The 17,757-nt window shown below is 33.4% G+C and carries 20 protein-coding genes; 11 read left to right on the plus strand and 9 right to left on the minus strand.

The features are described 5' to 3' along the window. Positions 1 to 51: 51 nt before the first annotated feature. The 7 genes from deia_RS02565 (at position 52) to deia_RS02595 (ending at position 5,530) form a co-directional block, all read left to right on the plus strand. Positions 52 to 744: a hypothetical protein gene (locus tag deia_RS02565; RefSeq protein ID WP_146820601.1), complete on the plus strand. Its 693-nt coding sequence runs from the start codon at positions 52 to 54 to the stop codon at positions 742 to 744. 83 nt (positions 745 to 827) lie between these two features. Then, positions 828 to 1,667 (plus strand): hypothetical protein, encoded by an 840-nt coding sequence (locus deia_RS02570; RefSeq protein WP_146820602.1) that lies wholly within the window; start codon positions 828 to 830, stop codon positions 1,665 to 1,667. A 156-nt stretch (positions 1,668 to 1,823) separates the two neighbouring features. Continuing rightward, on the plus strand, positions 1,824 to 2,111 hold the full coding sequence (locus tag deia_RS02575; RefSeq protein ID WP_146820603.1) for a co-chaperone GroES: 288 nt from the start codon (positions 1,824 to 1,826) through the stop codon (positions 2,109 to 2,111). Positions 2,112 to 2,137: 26 nt separating this feature from the next. Continuing rightward, entirely contained in the window at positions 2,138 to 3,790 is a 1,653-nt protein-coding gene (gene groL / locus deia_RS02580; RefSeq protein WP_146820604.1) for a chaperonin GroEL, read from the plus strand. An 83-nt stretch (positions 3,791 to 3,873) separates the two neighbouring features. Then, positions 3,874 to 4,062, plus strand: coding sequence for a hypothetical protein (locus tag deia_RS02585; RefSeq protein ID WP_146820605.1), 189 nt, complete (start codon positions 3,874 to 3,876; stop codon positions 4,060 to 4,062). Beyond that, positions 4,022 to 4,465 carry a hypothetical protein gene (locus deia_RS02590; protein WP_146820606.1) on the plus strand — a complete coding sequence of 148 codons (444 nt, stop codon included), beginning with the start codon at positions 4,022 to 4,024 and terminating at the stop codon, positions 4,463 to 4,465. Before deia_RS02585 ends, deia_RS02590 begins: the two co-directional genes overlap by 41 nt. Before the next feature lie 276 nt (positions 4,466 to 4,741). After that, entirely contained in the window at positions 4,742 to 5,530 is a 789-nt protein-coding gene (locus tag deia_RS02595) for a sulfite exporter TauE/SafE family protein (RefSeq protein ID WP_146820607.1), read from the plus strand. A 15-nt stretch (positions 5,531 to 5,545) separates the two neighbouring features. On the opposite strand, the gene deia_RS02600 is transcribed toward deia_RS02595, so the two are convergent. After that, the gene (locus deia_RS02600; RefSeq protein WP_146820608.1) at positions 5,546 to 6,541 is read right to left on the minus strand and encodes a hypothetical protein; all 996 of its coding nucleotides are present in this window, start codon (positions 6,539 to 6,541) and stop codon (positions 5,546 to 5,548) included. Continuing rightward, entirely contained in the window at positions 6,541 to 7,689 is a 1,149-nt protein-coding gene (gene aroB, locus deia_RS02605) for a 3-dehydroquinate synthase (RefSeq protein ID WP_146820609.1), read from the minus strand. The genes deia_RS02600 and aroB overlap by 1 nt, the downstream gene beginning before the upstream one ends. Positions 7,690 to 7,898: 209 nt before the next feature. Here aroB and deia_RS02610 point away from each other — a divergent pair, with 209 nt between their 5' ends. The 4 genes from deia_RS02610 to deia_RS02625 all read left to right on the plus strand — a co-directional run bounded on the left by deia_RS02610 (position 7,899) and on the right by deia_RS02625 (position 12,017). Then, positions 7,899 to 8,204 carry a hypothetical protein gene (locus deia_RS02610; RefSeq protein WP_222912642.1) on the plus strand — a complete coding sequence of 102 codons (306 nt, stop codon included), beginning with the start codon at positions 7,899 to 7,901 and terminating at the stop codon, positions 8,202 to 8,204. A 77-nt stretch (positions 8,205 to 8,281) separates the two neighbouring features. After that, positions 8,282 to 10,273 carry an excinuclease ABC subunit UvrB gene (gene uvrB, locus deia_RS02615; protein WP_146820611.1) on the plus strand — a complete coding sequence of 664 codons (1,992 nt, stop codon included), beginning with the start codon at positions 8,282 to 8,284 and terminating at the stop codon, positions 10,271 to 10,273. A 76-nt stretch (positions 10,274 to 10,349) separates the two neighbouring features. Then, a complete protein-coding gene (gene ispH / locus deia_RS02620; RefSeq protein ID WP_146820612.1) occupies positions 10,350 to 11,288 on the plus strand; it encodes a 4-hydroxy-3-methylbut-2-enyl diphosphate reductase in 939 nt (312 codons plus the stop codon). A 3-nt stretch (positions 11,289 to 11,291) separates the two neighbouring features. Continuing rightward, positions 11,292 to 12,017 carry a hypothetical protein gene (locus tag deia_RS02625; RefSeq protein ID WP_146820613.1) on the plus strand — a complete coding sequence of 242 codons (726 nt, stop codon included), beginning with the start codon at positions 11,292 to 11,294 and terminating at the stop codon, positions 12,015 to 12,017. Here the strand turns inward: deia_RS02625 and deia_RS02630 are convergent. From deia_RS02630 to deia_RS02660, 7 genes are all read right to left on the minus strand, one after another. Further along, a complete protein-coding gene (locus deia_RS02630; protein ID WP_146820614.1) occupies positions 12,014 to 12,244 on the minus strand; it encodes a DUF2798 domain-containing protein in 231 nt (76 codons plus the stop codon). The two genes, deia_RS02625 and deia_RS02630, sit on opposite strands and share 4 nt — an antisense overlap. Before the next feature lie 110 nt (positions 12,245 to 12,354). Continuing rightward, the gene (trxB, locus tag deia_RS02635) at positions 12,355 to 13,293 is read right to left on the minus strand and encodes a thioredoxin-disulfide reductase (RefSeq protein ID WP_146820615.1); all 939 of its coding nucleotides are present in this window, start codon (positions 13,291 to 13,293) and stop codon (positions 12,355 to 12,357) included. An 8-nt stretch (positions 13,294 to 13,301) separates the two neighbouring features. After that, a complete protein-coding gene (locus tag deia_RS02640; protein ID WP_161982822.1) occupies positions 13,302 to 15,011 on the minus strand; it encodes a type II secretion system protein GspD in 1,710 nt (569 codons plus the stop codon). Between the two features lie 4 nt (positions 15,012 to 15,015). Beyond that, complete coding sequence (locus tag deia_RS02645) at positions 15,016 to 15,741, minus strand: prepilin peptidase (protein WP_146820617.1); 726 nt, start codon at positions 15,739 to 15,741, stop codon at positions 15,016 to 15,018. Between the two features lie 8 nt (positions 15,742 to 15,749). Further along, positions 15,750 to 16,661: a tetratricopeptide repeat protein gene (locus deia_RS02650; RefSeq protein WP_146820618.1), complete on the minus strand. Its 912-nt coding sequence runs from the start codon at positions 16,659 to 16,661 to the stop codon at positions 15,750 to 15,752. Further along, a complete protein-coding gene (gene infC, locus deia_RS02655) occupies positions 16,661 to 17,200 on the minus strand; it encodes a translation initiation factor IF-3 (RefSeq protein ID WP_146820619.1) in 540 nt (179 codons plus the stop codon). The genes deia_RS02650 and infC overlap by 1 nt, the downstream gene beginning before the upstream one ends. 89 nt (positions 17,201 to 17,289) lie before the next feature. Beyond that, the gene (locus deia_RS02660; protein ID WP_161982823.1) at positions 17,290 to 17,610 is read right to left on the minus strand and encodes an NADH-ubiquinone oxidoreductase subunit NDUFA12 family protein; all 321 of its coding nucleotides are present in this window, start codon (positions 17,608 to 17,610) and stop codon (positions 17,290 to 17,292) included. Positions 17,611 to 17,757 lie beyond the last annotated feature (147 nt).

The following is a 17,757-nucleotide window of genomic DNA, read 5'->3' on the forward strand; positions in this document are numbered from 1 at the left end:
TTGATTATTATTTATTTTATTTTAGTATAACGCAAAGGTTATTTATTTTTTATGAAAAAAACATTCTCTATTTTATCAGCTTCTTTATTAATAGCTGCTGCCCCTGGAAACCAAGGAACTCAAGCTCCTTCAATGCCAGGTTCAGTTAAAACACCTCAGATGCCTGGAAGCCAACAAGCTCCTGGAAGCCAACAAGCTCCTACTAAGACTCCTCAGATGATGCCTGGAAGCCAGCAAGCTCCTACTAAGACTCCTCAGATGATGCCTGGAAGCCAACAAGCTCCTACTAAGGCTCCTCAGATGATGCCTGGAAGCCAAGGAAGCCAACAAGCTCCTGGTCGTCAAGGAACTCAAGCTCCTTCAATGCCAGGTTCAGTTAAAACACCTCAGATGCCTGGAAGCCAACAAGCTCCTGGAAGCCAACAAGCTCCTACTAAGACTCCTCAGATGATGCCTGGAAGCCAAGGAAGCCAACAAGCTCCTGGTCGTCAAGGAACTCAAGCTCCTTCAATGCCAGGTTCAGTTAAAACACCTCAGATGCCTGTGGGTCAACAAGCTCCAGCTCAAGGAACTCAAGCTCCTTCAATGCCAGGTTCAGTTAAAACACCTCAGATGCCTGTGGGTCAACAAGCTCCAGCTCAAGGAACTCAAGCTCCTTCAATGCCAGGTTCAGTTAAAACACCTCAGATGCCTGTGGGTCAACAAGCTCCAGCTCAAGGAACTCAAGCTCCTGTACGTAAATAAGGCAATGCTACAGATCAAAGCAATTGTTTATTATCACACCGTCTTGTTAAAGGCGGTGTTTTTAATTTCCATGTTTTTAATTTATGAAAAATAATATTGATAAAATAATGCCTTTTTTATCCCCGGCATCCCTTCAAAACAATAAAACATTAAAAAGATCTCAATATATAAATAATTCCGACTTAAAACAAACAAATAAAAAAATTTGGTTTGACAGTAATGAAATTTACAACCAAATTAAAGAATTCCAAATCCTTTTTAGTCCTACGCAGTATGCAAAAGTTTTACCCGTTCGTTTTGATTTAAAAGGCAGTCCAAGCAAAGATGATTTACGTAATATAACTAATAATCTTCAATATGGAAATAGGATTTTAATACCATGGCTTTGTGATGGACATTGGTCTAGTGTTGAAATATCCAAAAATCAATATGGAAAAATAACTTTAACAGTTCACAATCCACAGGAAAGACCTCATTCAAAAACACAAAAATCTTTAACAAATGAAATTGCAAATGAAGTTAAAAATACATTGTTTCAAAATAAAGATGTAACGATTGAATCATCTAGATTTAATCAAAATAGGCAAAAAGATGTAAATTTTTGCGGCGGAATTATGCTAAATGAGATGTTTAATATTGCTATTAATGCAAAAGATAAAATACCAAAAGATTACACAAAAAAGGAGCTACAAAGTAACTGCGTAGCTCCATTATTAAGTTTTATGTCAATTAATAAAGATAAAATCAATCCAAATGTTAATAAAAAGATTGTCGAAAATGTCGTTAATGAAAATACCAATAGATGTCTTGAAATATACAAAAGTGATACATCTTTATTACACGTTGTTAAAGGTCTGTATCATTTGATATTAATTATTGTATTTAATAAAGACACTGCAAAAAATCACCATAATAGCAGATGATAATTGTAAAAGATTACACAAAACACAAGCATTTATGGTAATAAATAACACTAAGCTAAAAAAGTAAATAAAATAAAAGTCAAATTATTTTATTTATCATACCCCTTGAAATTATCTAAAATGTGAATATATAACATTTGAACATATGATTTTGTTATGAAAGTAAAACCAACAGAAGATAGATTGCTAGTTCGCAGACTAGAATCTGAAGAAAAAACAGCAGGTGGAATAATTATTCCTGATACTGCAAAAGAAAAGCCTATGCAAGGGCAAGTTATTTGTGCTGGTCCTGGACGCAGAAACGACAAAGGCGAAGTAATTCCTATGTCAATTAAAGAAGGAGATAAAGTCCTTTTTGCAAAATGGTCTGGAACGGAAGTTAAAGTTGGAAATGAAGATCTTTTGGTTATGAAAGAATCTGATGTTCTGGCTATTATTGAGTAATTTTTAATATTTTTTGATTTATTTTTATGGCAAGTAAAGATGTAAAACACGGCTCTGAAGCAAGAGTTAAAATGATACAAGGTATAGATATTTTGGCTGATGCGGTGAAAGTTACCCTTGGTCCAAAAGGAAGAAATGTTGTAATTGAAAAATCTTTTGGCTCTCCAAAGATTACAAAAGATGGAGTTTCGGTTGCAAAGGAAATTGAGCTTGAAGACAAGATTCAAAACCTTGGTGTGCAATTAATTAAACAAGTTGCAAGCAAAACTGGTGATAATGCAGGCGATGGAACAACAACTGCAACAGTTCTTGCGCAAGCTATCGTTCGCGAAGGTAATAAATATGTTACAGCTGGAATGAATCCAATGGATTTAAAGCGTGGTATTGACCTTGCGGTATCTGTTATAGTTGATGAAATTAAATCATCTGCAAAGAAAATTTCTTCATCTGAAGAAACTGCTCAAGTTGCAACAATTTCAGCAAATTCTGATAGCGAAATCGGCTCAAAAATTGCACAAGCAATCGAAAAAGTTGGACACAAAAGCCCAATTACAGTCGAAGAAGGTAAGGGAACTGAATTTGAAGTTGATGTTGTTGAAGGTATGACTTTTGATAGAGGTTATTTATCTCCATACTTTGCGACAAATTCTGAAAAAATGACTTGCGAACTTGAAAATCCATATATTTTGATTTTCGACAAAAAAATCTCTACAATTCAACCAATCCTTCCGGTTCTTGAAAAAGTTGTTCAATCTGGTAAAGCATTGTTAATAATTGCTGAAGATGTTGAAGGTGAAGCCCTTGCTACTTTGGTTGTAAATAGACTTCGTGGCGGTCTTAAAATCTGCGCTGTAAAAGCTCCAGGCTTTGGCGACAGAAGAAAGGCTATGCTTGAAGATATTGCAATTTTAACAGGTGGCGAATTAGTTGCTGAAGAGCTTGGAATAAAGCTTGAATCACTTACCATCGAGCAACTTGGACGTGCAAAAAGAGTAATCGTTGATAAAGACAATACAACAATTGTTGACGGAAGCGGCGAAAAGAAAGCAATTGATGCAAGATGTAAGCAAATTGAAAAGCAAATGGCTGACTCAACTTCTGACTACGATAAAGAAAAAATGCAAGAAAGACTTGCAAAATTATCTGGCGGTGTTGCAATCTTACGCGTTGGCGGATCAACTGAAGTTGAAGTAAAAGAGAAAAAAGACAGAGTTGAAGACGCACTTCACGCAACTCGCGCTGCACTTGAAGAAGGTATCGTTGCAGGCGGTGGAATTGCGCTTTTATACGCATCTAAAAAACTTGAAAGCGTAAAAGGGCAAAACGAAGACCAAAATGCTGGTATTAAAATCGTTGCTCGTGCACTTCAAGCTCCAGTTCGTCAAATTGCTGAAAATGCAGGTTTCGACGGCGCTGTTGTTGCTGGAAAATTGCTTGAGCAATCTTCAAAAACTTTCGGTTTCAACGCACAAACTGGTGAATATACAGACATGTTAAAAGCCGGTATTGTTGACCCTGCTAAAGTTTCAAGAACTGCTATTCAAAACGCTGGCTCAGTTGCTGGATTATTCCTAACTACTGAATGCGTTGTAATAGAGGCTCCAAAGAAAGAAGCTTGCGGCGCAGGAGGTCATAGCCACGGCGGAATGCCAGGTGGAATGGGCGGTATGGATTATTAAGCGTCCTTGCCAAACTTGCTTTACATCCCCGCAAATTTTGTGGGGATGGGGCAAAAGAAAATATGTAATCTTTAAATAAATATATGAGTGATGATAACAAAAATAAGAATAATGGTAATCAGTGGGTTGAGATTAAAGAAAGTGAGGAATTTAGAAATAAAGTTGATTTAAAGTTTGAAAAGATAATAAATCAACCAAAGCCAAGTGAATCCAAACCGTCTAGTCCAAAAAATGAACCTTCTACTACAAATCAAGGAAATAGTAATAAATAATGTTGTTCAAATTGGTTCAATAATTACGATTGGCTCAATCTTTGCAATGAATATTAAGAAAATTAATATTAATTTCAATGTTTTCTCCAGAAAAAAGTTAGATTATAATGAATTGGAAAGCGAAAAGTTAGATTATAATGAATTTACAAGGCTAAAAAGAAATCTTGATAATGCTATTAATGAATTGGAAAGCGAAAATGATTATAATAATCTTTTCCATGCATTAGATGAATTTAAAACATTTATCAATCTTTATCACAAACTAATACCAACAGATGAATTAATTGATAACTATAAAGATATTATTAAATGTTTAGAAAAGTGGCAAAAGGTTCGTGGGAAAAAATCTTCAGAACTGGTGCTTTATAAAAAGAAATTGAAAAAATTATTGACTAAAAAATAAATCAAGCCCTAGCTCAAGCCCCAATAATCACAGCCGCTATATTTGCAATAATCAGATTTTAAGACAAATCTTCACAAATACAACAAAAAAATCCAAAAAGCAGTATTAATCTTTACATCCTACATCTAAAATGCAATTAACATCTTACGTGCTATAAAATCCAAAATATATTCAAACACACCTTGACAATAATTAAAAATTGTGTATAATATAGAAAACCTTCGTTTTATATATGTCTTGTCAAAATTTGCGCATTAATCTTATTTTAATGCAAATATGACCCATTTATTCTTCATGCAAAATCTTGATTTTTGGCAAATATTTCTCGTGGCATTCGTTGGTTTTGCGGCATCTTTCATAGGAAACGCGGCAGGAAGTGATGGTTTTATATACCTAATCGGCATGAATTTTTTAAATCTTCCAACCATGCGCGCAATTGGAACCATGAAGTGGTTTAGCTTTGCAAGTGCATTTTATGCAATGTCAAGATACAGAAAACAAAACTCGACAGCTGCTAAAAAATTTATCAGATTCCTCTTCCCATATGGCGTAATTCTCTGGCTTTCAGCCTCATTCATTGGGTCAATACTTGCACAGCGTGTCTCTGGTGATTTTATGGACAAAATGCTGCCGTTTTTAACCCTGCTTATGGCGTTTTATAAGACAATTTTTTTCGATCCAAAAAAATTTACAAAACGCCGAATATCAAATAAAATTTTCTTTTACGGCTTTTTAAGCATAATCTTTTTCTATATAGGCTTTTTCGGGCCAGGTGGCGCTACATTTGTCATATTTTTTGCAAGCATGCTAATTGGAATGGGCTTAAAAGAGGCATCAATAGTTTCTCGCCATGTTACATTCGTTGCAAATGTTATATCAGTCCTTGTCTTTGCCTACAAGCAAATGTTTTATATCGATGTTGCTTTAATTACCATAATATCTGGAATTATTGGAACAAAATGTAGTCTTAAATTTGTTGCAAAATACGGCAATCAATTCATTAACATATCTCTTATAGTGGTTCTTTATTTTGTTTCAGCTGTATATTTCCTAAACTTGAAATAAACATCGCATCAATTACTATCTACCATTAATTTGCGCATCCTTCATTTGACATTCAGATATATAATTTTTCCATTTTTGACTTTGAGCAGTTGTATAATTTGAAACATTACTGTATGATAAATCAAATATTTTATAATCTTGATCATCTTTTATATCATTAAATTCACTGACAATCAAGTAGTTTTCCATAAAAACCTTTGCATAATTGTTGTATTCTTCACATGATGCAAGCTTTATAGCCTTATAAGGAATACACCCAATGTCATTGAAATATGTTATATAAAATGCAGTTTTTTCATCTTTTAGCTCAGAATTGTTTGGAGTGCTGTTTAATATAATACTTCTATCATTTAAACCAAATTCCCATGGCTTTAATCTTTTTATTTGCTTCTTTGCATCTTTTAATTCACTTGCTTCTTTTGAATTTAAACCCCTTTCTCCGTAATCTTTTTGCGACTGCAAAGACTGCTCTTGTATTATTGCATCATCTGTTTTTGCCTCAATTGCGAGCAATTCATCAACATTATTTGATATTATGGGGCAATTTTTATCCACAAAAACATCTTCCGTACTTGTTACTATAAGCCTTATAAAATCTGGAAATAATGGTATCATTTGATATTGATGAAATACTGGATTGCAGTCTCTTGCCAATAAATTTCTTGCCACTTTAAACTTAAGCTTATTACATTCTTGATTATCTTGATTAAAAAACGCATTACTTTTTGAAACACCGAGTGCATAAAGCAGGTCATATTTAAGCTCTTGAGAGGCAGTAATAACGCCATTTTTTACCGCAATTCTTTGTCCATTATCAAGAGTATAATTTCCGTCTTTTGGAATGGTATAAACATATCTTTTATTTAGCAAATTTTGAAAAATTATCTCATCACCATAAACAATTGCCATAACACGCGGCGATCCTTTTACCAAAACCGAAAAATAATTCTTGCCAGCAATTGCATAATTTGCGAAAAAAAGTGTCAAAATTAAAGCAAGTAAGTAACGCATTATAGTATATCCGAAAGTAATTTTTTAAGCGATGAAAGGCTTATTCTTATATTTTCCATAGCCCCAATCTTTTTTGGAATTGCAAAAGAAATCATAATATCTTCGCCAATATTTCTGTGATTTTTCTTATCAAGCGTCACTTTTGCAAGAATTTGCCTATAAACCCTGCTATTTACCTCAATCAACTGCTCAAGCCTTGCAGGAAGTTTGATATTTTCAAAATGCGTTTCAAGGATTGAAATTAGCTCATAATCTTTAAAATACCCAAGTTTATATGCAAGCTTTAACTCTGCTATCATTCCAATTGCAACGGCATGCCCGTGTAAAATCCGCCCATCGAGCTCTTTTAATTTCTCAACTGCGTGCGCTATTGTGTGTCCAAAGTTTAAAAATGCACGAACTCCATTTTGCTCACGCTCATCGCGCGAAACGATATTTGCCTTAATCTGGCATGAAATCTTAATAATACCCGTTAAAAACCTCATATCTCGAGAGGCAATTTTATGCTCATTTTTAAGTAAATCCGGTAAAAAATCAACATGTTCTTTTGTAAGTATCGCATGTTTTAGTATCTCGGCATATCCAGAAATATACTCTTCATATGGCAAGGTTTTTAAATAGTTTGCATTGCAAATAACCATGTCCGGCTGATAAAACGCCCCAATTACATTCTTATATCCAAAAGCGTTAATTCCGGTTTTTCCACCAATACTACTATCTGTCATGGCAAGAAGTGTAGTTGGCATTTGAACAAATCTTATTCCACGCATCAAAATTGACGCAAGAAAGCCACCAAGATCGCCAATCACACCCCCACCAATTGCAATTAAAACGGAGTTTCTAGTCAAGGTAACATTTTCGAAAATACTTTTTGAAACTTTGGTAAGCACTTTAAAATCCTTGTTTTTCTCTCCAATTGAATCAAGTTTTATTAAATGAATATTTGCACCATTTGCCTCAAGATAATGATAAATTCCGTTATAATACTCACTTGGAATGTTTTTTTCGGTTAAAATTATATAGCTTTTTGCATTAAAGTGTGACAAAATTTTCGCCCCTATACTTTGATATGTCTCCCCACCGACAAACAATATTTCATAATTTTTACTACTTGTGCAAACCTGCATAAATAAAGAGAATTTACTCATTTTATAAATTAAAATATTAAATGCAAGGGTTTTTACTATTTTTAAAAACACTTGACGGTTGACAAAAAATGTGTTATAATGATTTAATATTTTATTTTTATGATATGGACAACAACAATCAAGACAACAATCAACGCGAACAAGAAAGGCAAAATGCTTTAAATGCTATAGGAAATTTTTTGCAAAATGAACAACTACTCGCTGCTACATTGTTTGCTCATGGAGTACGTAATGATGGCTTTGAATTTAAATACGAAGAAATAGGTGTTCATGATGCTGAAGGCATGTTAAACAATCCAAACATACTAAGAATAATAGAAGAACGGGAAGAACGAAAGGAACAAGAGCAACCAATTCAACAGCAGCAACAAGTGCAACCCCAATTCCAAGTCTTACAACAGCAGCAACAACAAGGTGGTGGTCGTGGAAGAGGTGGAAATAATCAACAACTCCCAAATAATATACAAAACCGTGGCCGAGGAAGAGGTCGCGGAAACATGGGCAGAGGAAATTGACTAAAAAAACAAAGATAAAATAATTTGACATTTATTTTATTAGACTTTAACTTGGATCACTTATATTATTAAAAATTTTGGATAATTGTTTTAAGTTAAAGTCTGCCTATAGCCCAGCAGGAGATCAAATTACCGCTATATCTGAGCTTTTAGACGGCGTGCAAAATGGTAAAAAAAGTCAGGTTTTACTTGGCGTAACCGGCAGTGGAAAGACATTTACAATTGCAAATGTAATACAAAAATTAAACCGCCCAGTAATAATGATGGCACACAATAAGACCCTAGCTGCACAACTTTACTCTGAAATGAAAGAGTTTTTTCCTGAAAATGCCGTGGAATATTTCGTCTCTTATTATGATTATTACCAACCAGAGGCATATCTTCCAAAATCCGACACCTACATTGAAAAAGACTCGGCAACCAATGATGATATTGAACGCCTTCGACACTCTGCGACAAGATCTTTACTTGAAAGGCGTGATGTAATCGTAGTTTCTTCCGTTTCAAGCCTTTACGGTATTGGCTCTCCAGATGTCTATGGGCGAATGATTATCGAGCTTTCAAAAGGCATGACATATAAAATGGAGCAGCTTTTAATGTCTTTAGTAAAATTGCAATATGAACGAAATAATGTTGATTTTTCGCGTGGAAAATTCCGTGTTCGTGGAGATGTTGTTGAAATATTTCCATCTTATCTTGAAAAAACTGCTATTAGAATTGAATATTTTGGCGATGAAATAGACGGTATATTTGAAATAGATGGCCTTACCGCACAAAAAATTTCACCCCTTGAAAGCGTTCGAATTTATCCAAATAGCCACTATGCAACGCCAATTGAGGTAATTAAATCTTGCACACAAAAGATTTTAGATGAGATGGAAGAAGTGTTTAAAACCTTTACACATGAAGGAAATTTCGTAGCAGCCGAACGCATTCGCCAAAGAACAAAATACGATGTTGAAATGATGACTGAAATTGGGCATTGCAAGGGAATTGAAAATTACTCTCGTTATCTAACCGGAAGGCAAGCCGGAAGCCCGCCCCCTACCCTGTTTGAATATTTGCCAAATGATGCCTTGCTAATAGTTGATGAAAGCCATGTTTCCGTGCCACAGGTAAGTGCCATGTACGCTGGAGATCGCTCTCGAAAGCTAAATTTAGTTGACCACGGATTTCGCCTTCCATCCGCGCTTGATAATCGCCCACTTACTTTTGACGAATGGTATAAAATCAAGCCGCAAACTATATATGTTTCGGCAACTCCAAGTGAATTTGAGGTAAAAGAAGCAAAAGGTGAGGTTGTATCGCAAATTATCCGCCCAACTGGACTGCTTGACCCAGTTTGCGAAATTCGCCCAACTGAAAACCAAGTTGATGATATAATAAATGAATCCAAGAAAATCATTGCAAAAAGCTTGCGTGTAATTATTGTAACCCTTACAAAAAAAATGGCTGAAAAACTCAATGAATATCTAAATGAAATGGGATTAAAAGCTATGTATGTTCACTCTGAAGTAGACACACTAGAGCGAATTTCCATTCTTCATAACTTTCGCAAGGGAACATTTAATATACTAATTGGCGTAAACCTACTTCGTGAAGGGATAGACATTCCAGAATGTGGACTAGTTGCCATAATGGACGCAGATAAAGAAGGCTTTTTACGCTCTGAAACTTCACTTATTCAACTAATTGGACGCGCAGCACGAAACTCCGAAGGGCGTGTAATTTTGTACGCAGATAAAATCACAAAATCAATTGACAAAGCGACAAAAGAAACCGAAAGGCGGCGTAAAATTCAAATGGATCACAATGAAAAACACGGCATAACACCAACTACGATAGTTAAAAGCATGGCAAATCCGTTTAATGACATCTTGACTAAAAATGAGGTATTTAAAGATGAAAAAAGCGTTGATACATCAAATATTTCACAAAAAGACCTTGAAAAACTCATGGCGCAAATTAAAAAAGATATGCGTAAACACGCTGATAATCTTGAATTTGAAAAAGCAAGGGAGCTTCGAGATTTACTGCTTGAACTGCAGCAGGCGCAGATAAAAAACTAATTTACCAAACACACAATTGATTAAATTTTACTTGCATTGTAAATTTTATTCTTTATCGTGAAACAAAAAATACAATATGAATGTTTTTTTAATCTCCCCTAGAGGCTTTTGCGCAGGTGTTAAAAGAGCTGTTGGAATAGTAGAAGGTGCAATTGAAAAATATAAAACAAATATTTTTGTAAAACATGAAATCGTTCATAATGAGTATGTTGTAAATTATTTCACTAAAAAAGGTGTTAAATTTGTTAAATCAATAAACGAAATTCCGGAAAACTCTGTTGTAATATTTTCAGCCCACGGTGTATCAAAAGATGTTGAAGAGCAGGCAAAGCAGAAAAATCTTACTATAATAGATGCAACCTGCCCTCTTGTAAAAAAAGTCCATAGAGTTGCAATGAAACACGAAGAAAGTGGAAAAACAATAATTTTAATTGGACACAAAGGTCACCCAGAGGTAATAGGAACAATAGGTAGAGTTGACTCAAAAGTATTTATCGTTGAAAACGAAAACGATGTTGACAACCTTGATTTTTATTCCGATAACTTAGCATACATAACCCAAACCACCTTGAGCGTTGACCAAACAATAAACATTATTGCCAAACTTAAAGCAAAATTTCCAAATATAATTGCACAAGATGAATCCGATATTTGCTATGCAACCCAAAATAGACAGGATGCTCTTAAAAAGATTATTCATAGTGCAGATATTTTACTTGTACTTGGCTCTCAAAAAAGCTCAAATTCCAGACGCCTGCAAGACCTTGGAACTTGTGCAAAAATACCATCTTATCTAATAAATTCTCATGAAGAAATTGATCCAAATTGGCTTAAAGATAAGAAAAATGTCGCTGTTACATCGGGTGCATCATCTCCAGAAATATTGATTCAAAATTTAATAAAATATTTAGTTGATAATTATAATGCAAGCATTAAAGAGGTTAATGGAACCATGGAAAATATAGAATTCCACATTCCAAAAGAAGTTAGAATTAAAGAATCGGATTTGTTTTAATATATGATTAATTTTACTTTAAGTTGTATAAAAAAAATACTAAACATGATTAAATCTGCATCCAAATTGGTAATTTTAATAATACTAATTATATGCGTAAGTCTTGGATTTTTATTTTATACAGCAAATCAAAATTTAAAACATACAATCGACAAATGGTACAACGCAGACGATAAAGACGGTGAAACTCCTTACGCAACAAAAGAAGACTCATGCACAAATGTAAAAATTCTTGCAAAATATATCTCAGATTTTTATTCAAAAATAATATCTGGCGGAGATGTATCTGCAAATTTTGATGTTATATGTAAAAATTTTAACTGCAGTGTTAATGAAGAAATTACAGCAAATAAATTTTTATCCCTCAAGGGTTCTAATAAAATGTCAGAATTAATAGACAATATTATGAAAAATTTACAAACAAACATACAAAAAAAGGAAAAGCTTAAAATACGAAAACATATATACATCTTCAAAAAAACAGATTTTGCTGAAGACATACAAAATAGACATAAATTTATGCAATCTCTTTACATTTTAAGAAAGCAAATTCAAGATCTTGAGTATTCAAATGCAATATCGACAATCTCAAGTATAGAGGCGTCCAGTTTTCTCCACGAAGCTGATTTTAATAAAATAAAAAGCATCAAGCAAGAACTAGAGCATGTTATTATAATGAAAGAAATCTTGGAATACAGAGAATATTCATCAAATGAATCGCAAGATTAATTGATTTTACATATTTTTTCAGTCAGTAATCTAACTTTTGGAGCAAGAAAAAATGCTACACAAAATGCCGTTGGAAAGGCAGTTAAAAAACCTCTTAACCAAAAAAAGAAGAAATCCGGAAACACAAATCCACGATTAATAAACGTCATAACTCCTGACATTATTGTGCCCATAGATAAAGCCATTAAAAATGGAAATACAACCTTTGGGTTTTTCATTAAATTCATCTTGATACAAAATACTCTTAGTAGAATACTCCGATAAAAATATAAAAAACAACAATAAAGATAAAAAATAATCCTAAAGAGAAATTCAATTTACAAAGATCTCAATATCATTAATTATCAAGAAAATGTTGTGCCTCAAGTGCCGCCATACAACCAGTTCCAGCTGCAGTTATAGCCTGACGATAAACCTTATCTTGAACGTCACCTGCAGCAAAAACACCAGCTATAGATGTTTTTGTCGAGCCTTTTTCAGTTATAATATAGCCTTCGTCATCGAGTGCGATTTTTCCATTAAAAATCGAGGTATTTGGCCTATGGCCTATTGCAATAAATACGCCATCTAGTGCAATTTCTTCAATTTTATTGCCATTTTCATCGCCTAAAATCACTTTTTCAACAAACTTTAGTGGATCTTTTTGCCCACATATTTCAAGAATTTGCCTATTCCATTTTACTTCAATTTTTTCATTTGCAAAAAGCCTATCTTGCATTATTTTCTCAGCTCTTAGCTTATCTTTTCTGTGAATTAAATAAACTTTTTTTGCATGTTTTGTAAGGTAAATAGCCTCTTCCACTGCCGTGTTTCCCCCACCAACAACGCACACAGTTTTGCCGCGATAAAAAAAACCATCACAAGTTGCACAGCCAGAGACTCCATAGCCCTTAAATTCATTTTCACTGCCGAGGCCAAGCCATTTTGCCTGCGCTCCCGTTGCAATAATTATGCTATCTGCAACATATTCATTGCCATTTGCACTTTTGCACACGAATGGACGATTTGCAAAATCAACCTCTGTAATGAAGTCAAAATCAACTTTCACGCCGCAATGCTCGGCCTGTTTTTGCATTATTTCCATAAGCTCGGGTCCTTGAACTCCCTTTTCAAAACCAGGATAATTTTCAACATCAGTTGTAATTGTAAGCTGACCACCTGGCTGCTCACCAGTTACCAAGATAGTCTTTAAATTTGCGCGTGATGTGTAAATTCCAGCTGTATATCCAGCAGGGCCTGAGCCAATTATTAAAACTTTAGTTTCAAATCTTGCCATAAAATCTATCAAAAATTAAATTCACGCGGGTCGTTTGCAAAAGTTTTAAATAAGTATTTATCATATTCATCAACTTCTTTCTTATCAGACATAACAGTAGCTTTTATTAAAATTACAATTTCCTTCATTTCAACAGTTTCAGACCTTCTTGAAAATAAAAAGCCGATTAATGGTATTCGACTTAAAAATGGAATTCCTTTTTCCTGTGTATCGATATATCTTTCGGTAAATCCACCCATTAGCATAATTTCACCAGATTTTAGATATACAATTTGATCCATTTCGCGAACTTCAGTAACTGGAATTGAGTTCGTTGGAACCCCAGTTGCCTTTGCCTGCTGAACACTAAATGTAAATCCAGGGTCCTGAACAGTAGTCTTAATGCGTGACATAGTAGGCTTAACACTTAACATTACTTCGTTTTTTTCAATATCAATTGATGGCTGAATAATTAAAATAACCCCAACTGGGATAGTTTGTTTTGAGCTTGTAACATTAACATTTGACCCAACCACAGTTTGACCAGTACCACTTACAACGGGCGATGTTGCAGAAACCGAGATATCAAAATAAACCTGATTATCTGCAAAAGTCATTATTGTTGATTGGTTGTTTATCGCCATAGTTCTAGGACTATGCAAAACCCGCGTTGTTCCAAAAGAACTAAGTAAATTAACAGCATTTGTTAAAGTTCCAGCAGTTGTTGTAAATGACGACGAAAATGTTGGAGCGGAAATTTGTGAAAGCCCATTTGTGCCAACCTTATTCCCAGATGAGGTGATGTAATTTAAATCAACTCCTGTTTGAAAATCTCTGTTTAGAATAACTTCAACCAATTTGACCTCAATTAAAACCTGTGCAGTAGCTTTCTTTTGTAATTGATCTAAATATTGCTTAACTTTTGTATGACCTTTGGAACTAGTAAATATAGACACCATGCCAGTTGATTTATTAAGACCAATTTGCCCTCCACTTATCACAGGTGTTCCGCCAGAAGACGAACTGCTACTTGATGAATTACCCGATGTTGATGAAACTTGAAATCTTTTTTGCTGCGAAATTGATTGTGCACTTTGTAAAATCTGAGTTATATTTGATGTCATGTCTTGCCAGAATGTATCGGGTGTATTTGAGCTGAGCGAGGCAGTTGAGTTTCCACCAGCACCACCACCACTTGATAAAACTGAACTACTAACACTCATTGACGATGAGTTACTACGATTTATATTTAGAAAGTTAACATCGTATGTTACTAAATAGGGGTCGTCGTATTCAAAAATGATAGTACCCATTTGCTTTGTATATCTTAAATCCGCAACCTCAGCTATTCTATCTAAAACTTCAAACAATGGACGATTTTGCATCTCAATAAAAGTCTCACCCTCTATTCTCTTATCAATTACAATGTCAATACCAGCTATTCTGCCTATTTCAAGTAATAAATCAACTATTGGTATATCTTCATTTGCAGATATACTTATCAGTTTTTCTTCATTTAACTTAGGATTACTAGGCATTGCAACAATTTTTGAAAGCCGTGGTATAGGTGGTTCTTTTTGTAACTTTTGATCTTTTGTCAAGGCATCTCTTCCAAAGCTATTTTCATACTCAGTACGAGTAAAACCTATATTTCTATCATGATTTACACCGAGATCAACCTCTCTGCATGCACATAAGAAGAGTAACAAGAAATGTAAAAAAATAGCACAAGTTTTCATTTTTTTAAAATATATCGAAAACAACATTATCCAAACAAGGTAAATATCTAATAAAATAAAATGCAACAGAAATTCCAGGTAAAAATGGAAATCCAGATTTCAAGCTTGAACGATTAACTGAAAATCTCTTAATTAGTAAATTGGTAATTAACCCAAATATCAAGCTAAATAGAAAAAATAATATTAATTTTGAGTAATTAAAATATACAAACATTCCAATAAAAAAATCAATGTCAGCTCCGCCTATAATCTCTTTTTTTGCACATTTTTCATATATAAAAATAGTTGTACATAAAATAAATATACCAATTCCAGCAAAAAGAACTCTCTCAAAAGTTATACTGGAGGACAAAGTTACATTCAGCAAAAGCAATGCACATATAATATAGCTAAGAAAATAATCTATTGACATAGTTTTTACATCCATAATGCAACTTGCAATAATTAATATCAATATAATACCCTCTATAGCAGAAAAAACATTGCTTTCTTTTAATAAATATTTTGAAAGTAAAAACGCCCCACATCCACAGAGTAATAAAATATTACCAATGACGCTTTGTCTATTATTTTTAACAATTTCAACCAATTTGGCAAACAACCATTTCATTGAAAATCTCTGATCCTGATAAAAAAAATAGTATTTATCTGCAACAAAACAAGTTACAATATGCGGCATTAGTCTGCTTATAAAATAAAATATTATAAAACTTGTAACGCAAATCAACATATCAAAATCTAACTCTTATTTCTAATATATTCCATTCTTTTTACAATTGGCTTCTTTTCAAGTAAAGTGTTTGACGACATTGTTGCTAAAGTTTGCTCATAATACAAATATGCATCTTTATATTTACCAATTTTATCCATAGTAATTGCCATATTGTATACATATAAGGCATTTGATGGCTCTATTTCAATCGATTTACCAAGATAAAAAATTGCATCATCGTACTCATCCATAAAGCTATATATAGTTCCAATTTGCGCTAAAATAAAGGCGTTATTTGGATATTTTTCATTTATCTTCTTTAATTCCGATATTGCATCTTTTGGAGATTTCGCCGATATTAACGTAATAACATTATTCTTTGCCGGATAATACTCGCTATCAACGTTTAATACATCCATATACCGCTTTGTTGCTTCGTCATTTTGCCCAAGAAGCTGATAGCAAGTCGCAATACCAAAAAGTGCATCTATATTTTTCTGAGACTTAACAGACGCCTCTTTATAATACTCAAGAGCGGCCTCAATATTTCCTGTATTTAAACTATTATATGCGTCATCAAGAATCCGTTTTAAAATGGAAGCCTTTTCTTTGGTATTATCTAAAACAGTTCCACTTGGCAAATTAGCCCTGGAGCGCTTTTTTGATTGAAATTCATTTTGATTTTTTCTAGCATCAATTTCTTTAAATAATTCCTTTGGATCGTTTGAATCAACCTTGTTTTGCACTTTTTCATTTAATTCGCCACCAACATTGGTTTGATCTTGTTTTTGATTTGCATTGGATGATATTGCACTACCAACAATATCTGCAATTTTCTCTTTAGCGATAGCATCATTTTTCTTAGCTTCCTGAGAGACATCCTCGGCAAATGCTGTACTTGAAATAAGAAATGTTAAAAAAATAGCTCTTAAAAACATCAGGTTTTAGCAGAAAAACACATAAAAATTTGATTACCCATACTTGAAATATCTGAATCAATCTTTGCACATTCCTGCATATCGATTTTTATTTTTCCAAACATTTCAATACCTATATCTTTGTGATGATTTTGTCTGCCACGAAGAAGCATAACAAATTTCACTTTATCTCCATCTTCGATAAATTTTTTCGCATGATTTAGTTTAACATTATAGTCATGCTCGCCAATATTTACACCAATGCGTATTTCTTTGGTGTCAACTTTTTTAGTATTTTTTCTCTTTTCAATCTCTTTTTTTTGCAATTCGTAACGCATTTTACCAAAATTTGCTATCTTGCAAACAGGTGGCTCTGAATTTGGAGATATTTCAATCAAATCAAGCTTAAATTCCCCAGCCTTTAACAAAGCCTCTTCACGAGATAATATGCCAAGTGCATTGCCATCTGAGTCAATAACACGAACACTCTTTGCTACAATCTGATTATTTATCTTATAAGATATATTAATTTTTACTTTACTGGATATAACAAAAAACACAAGTTAACCCATCTGTAACATTATTTATTTATTTTTCAAGTTTTATTTATATAAAATTAAATTTTTTCAAACAATAAAAGAAAAACCTTTTACATCCAGGATTTATATTTTTTTACAACCAAAAAAACTCCATTTGAAATAGCACTTCTTATGCTATTTAGTTGGGTATATGCAAATTTAGTACCAGAAGAATTTGGAATATGATTAATTTGCCAATTGAACTTTTTTTGATTTGTAGGAATTTCTGAAGACGCATTATGTAACCAAGCATGCCACTCAGCTGGAACCTTGCTAGCCTCTGGAATCCCGTAATATAAGCAAAATCTAGAACCTGTTTTTTTATCTACAAAATATTGATTTTCATATTCATCCACTCCAACTTTTTTACATCTCCTAAGTCTTAATTTCATTATCATAGTATATATTTTAAACATAGCAATAAGAAAATCATGTAATTCTATTTAAATATTTTTAAGAATCAACAGTTTTTTACACTAATGTTTATGATATAATAAAAAATCTTGACTATTATAAATAACGGTGAAATTATATTTCGT

Source organism: Candidatus Deianiraea vastatrix (assembly GCF_007993655.1).
Lineage (GTDB): Bacteria > Pseudomonadota > Alphaproteobacteria > Rickettsiales > Deianiraeaceae > Deianiraea > Deianiraea vastatrix.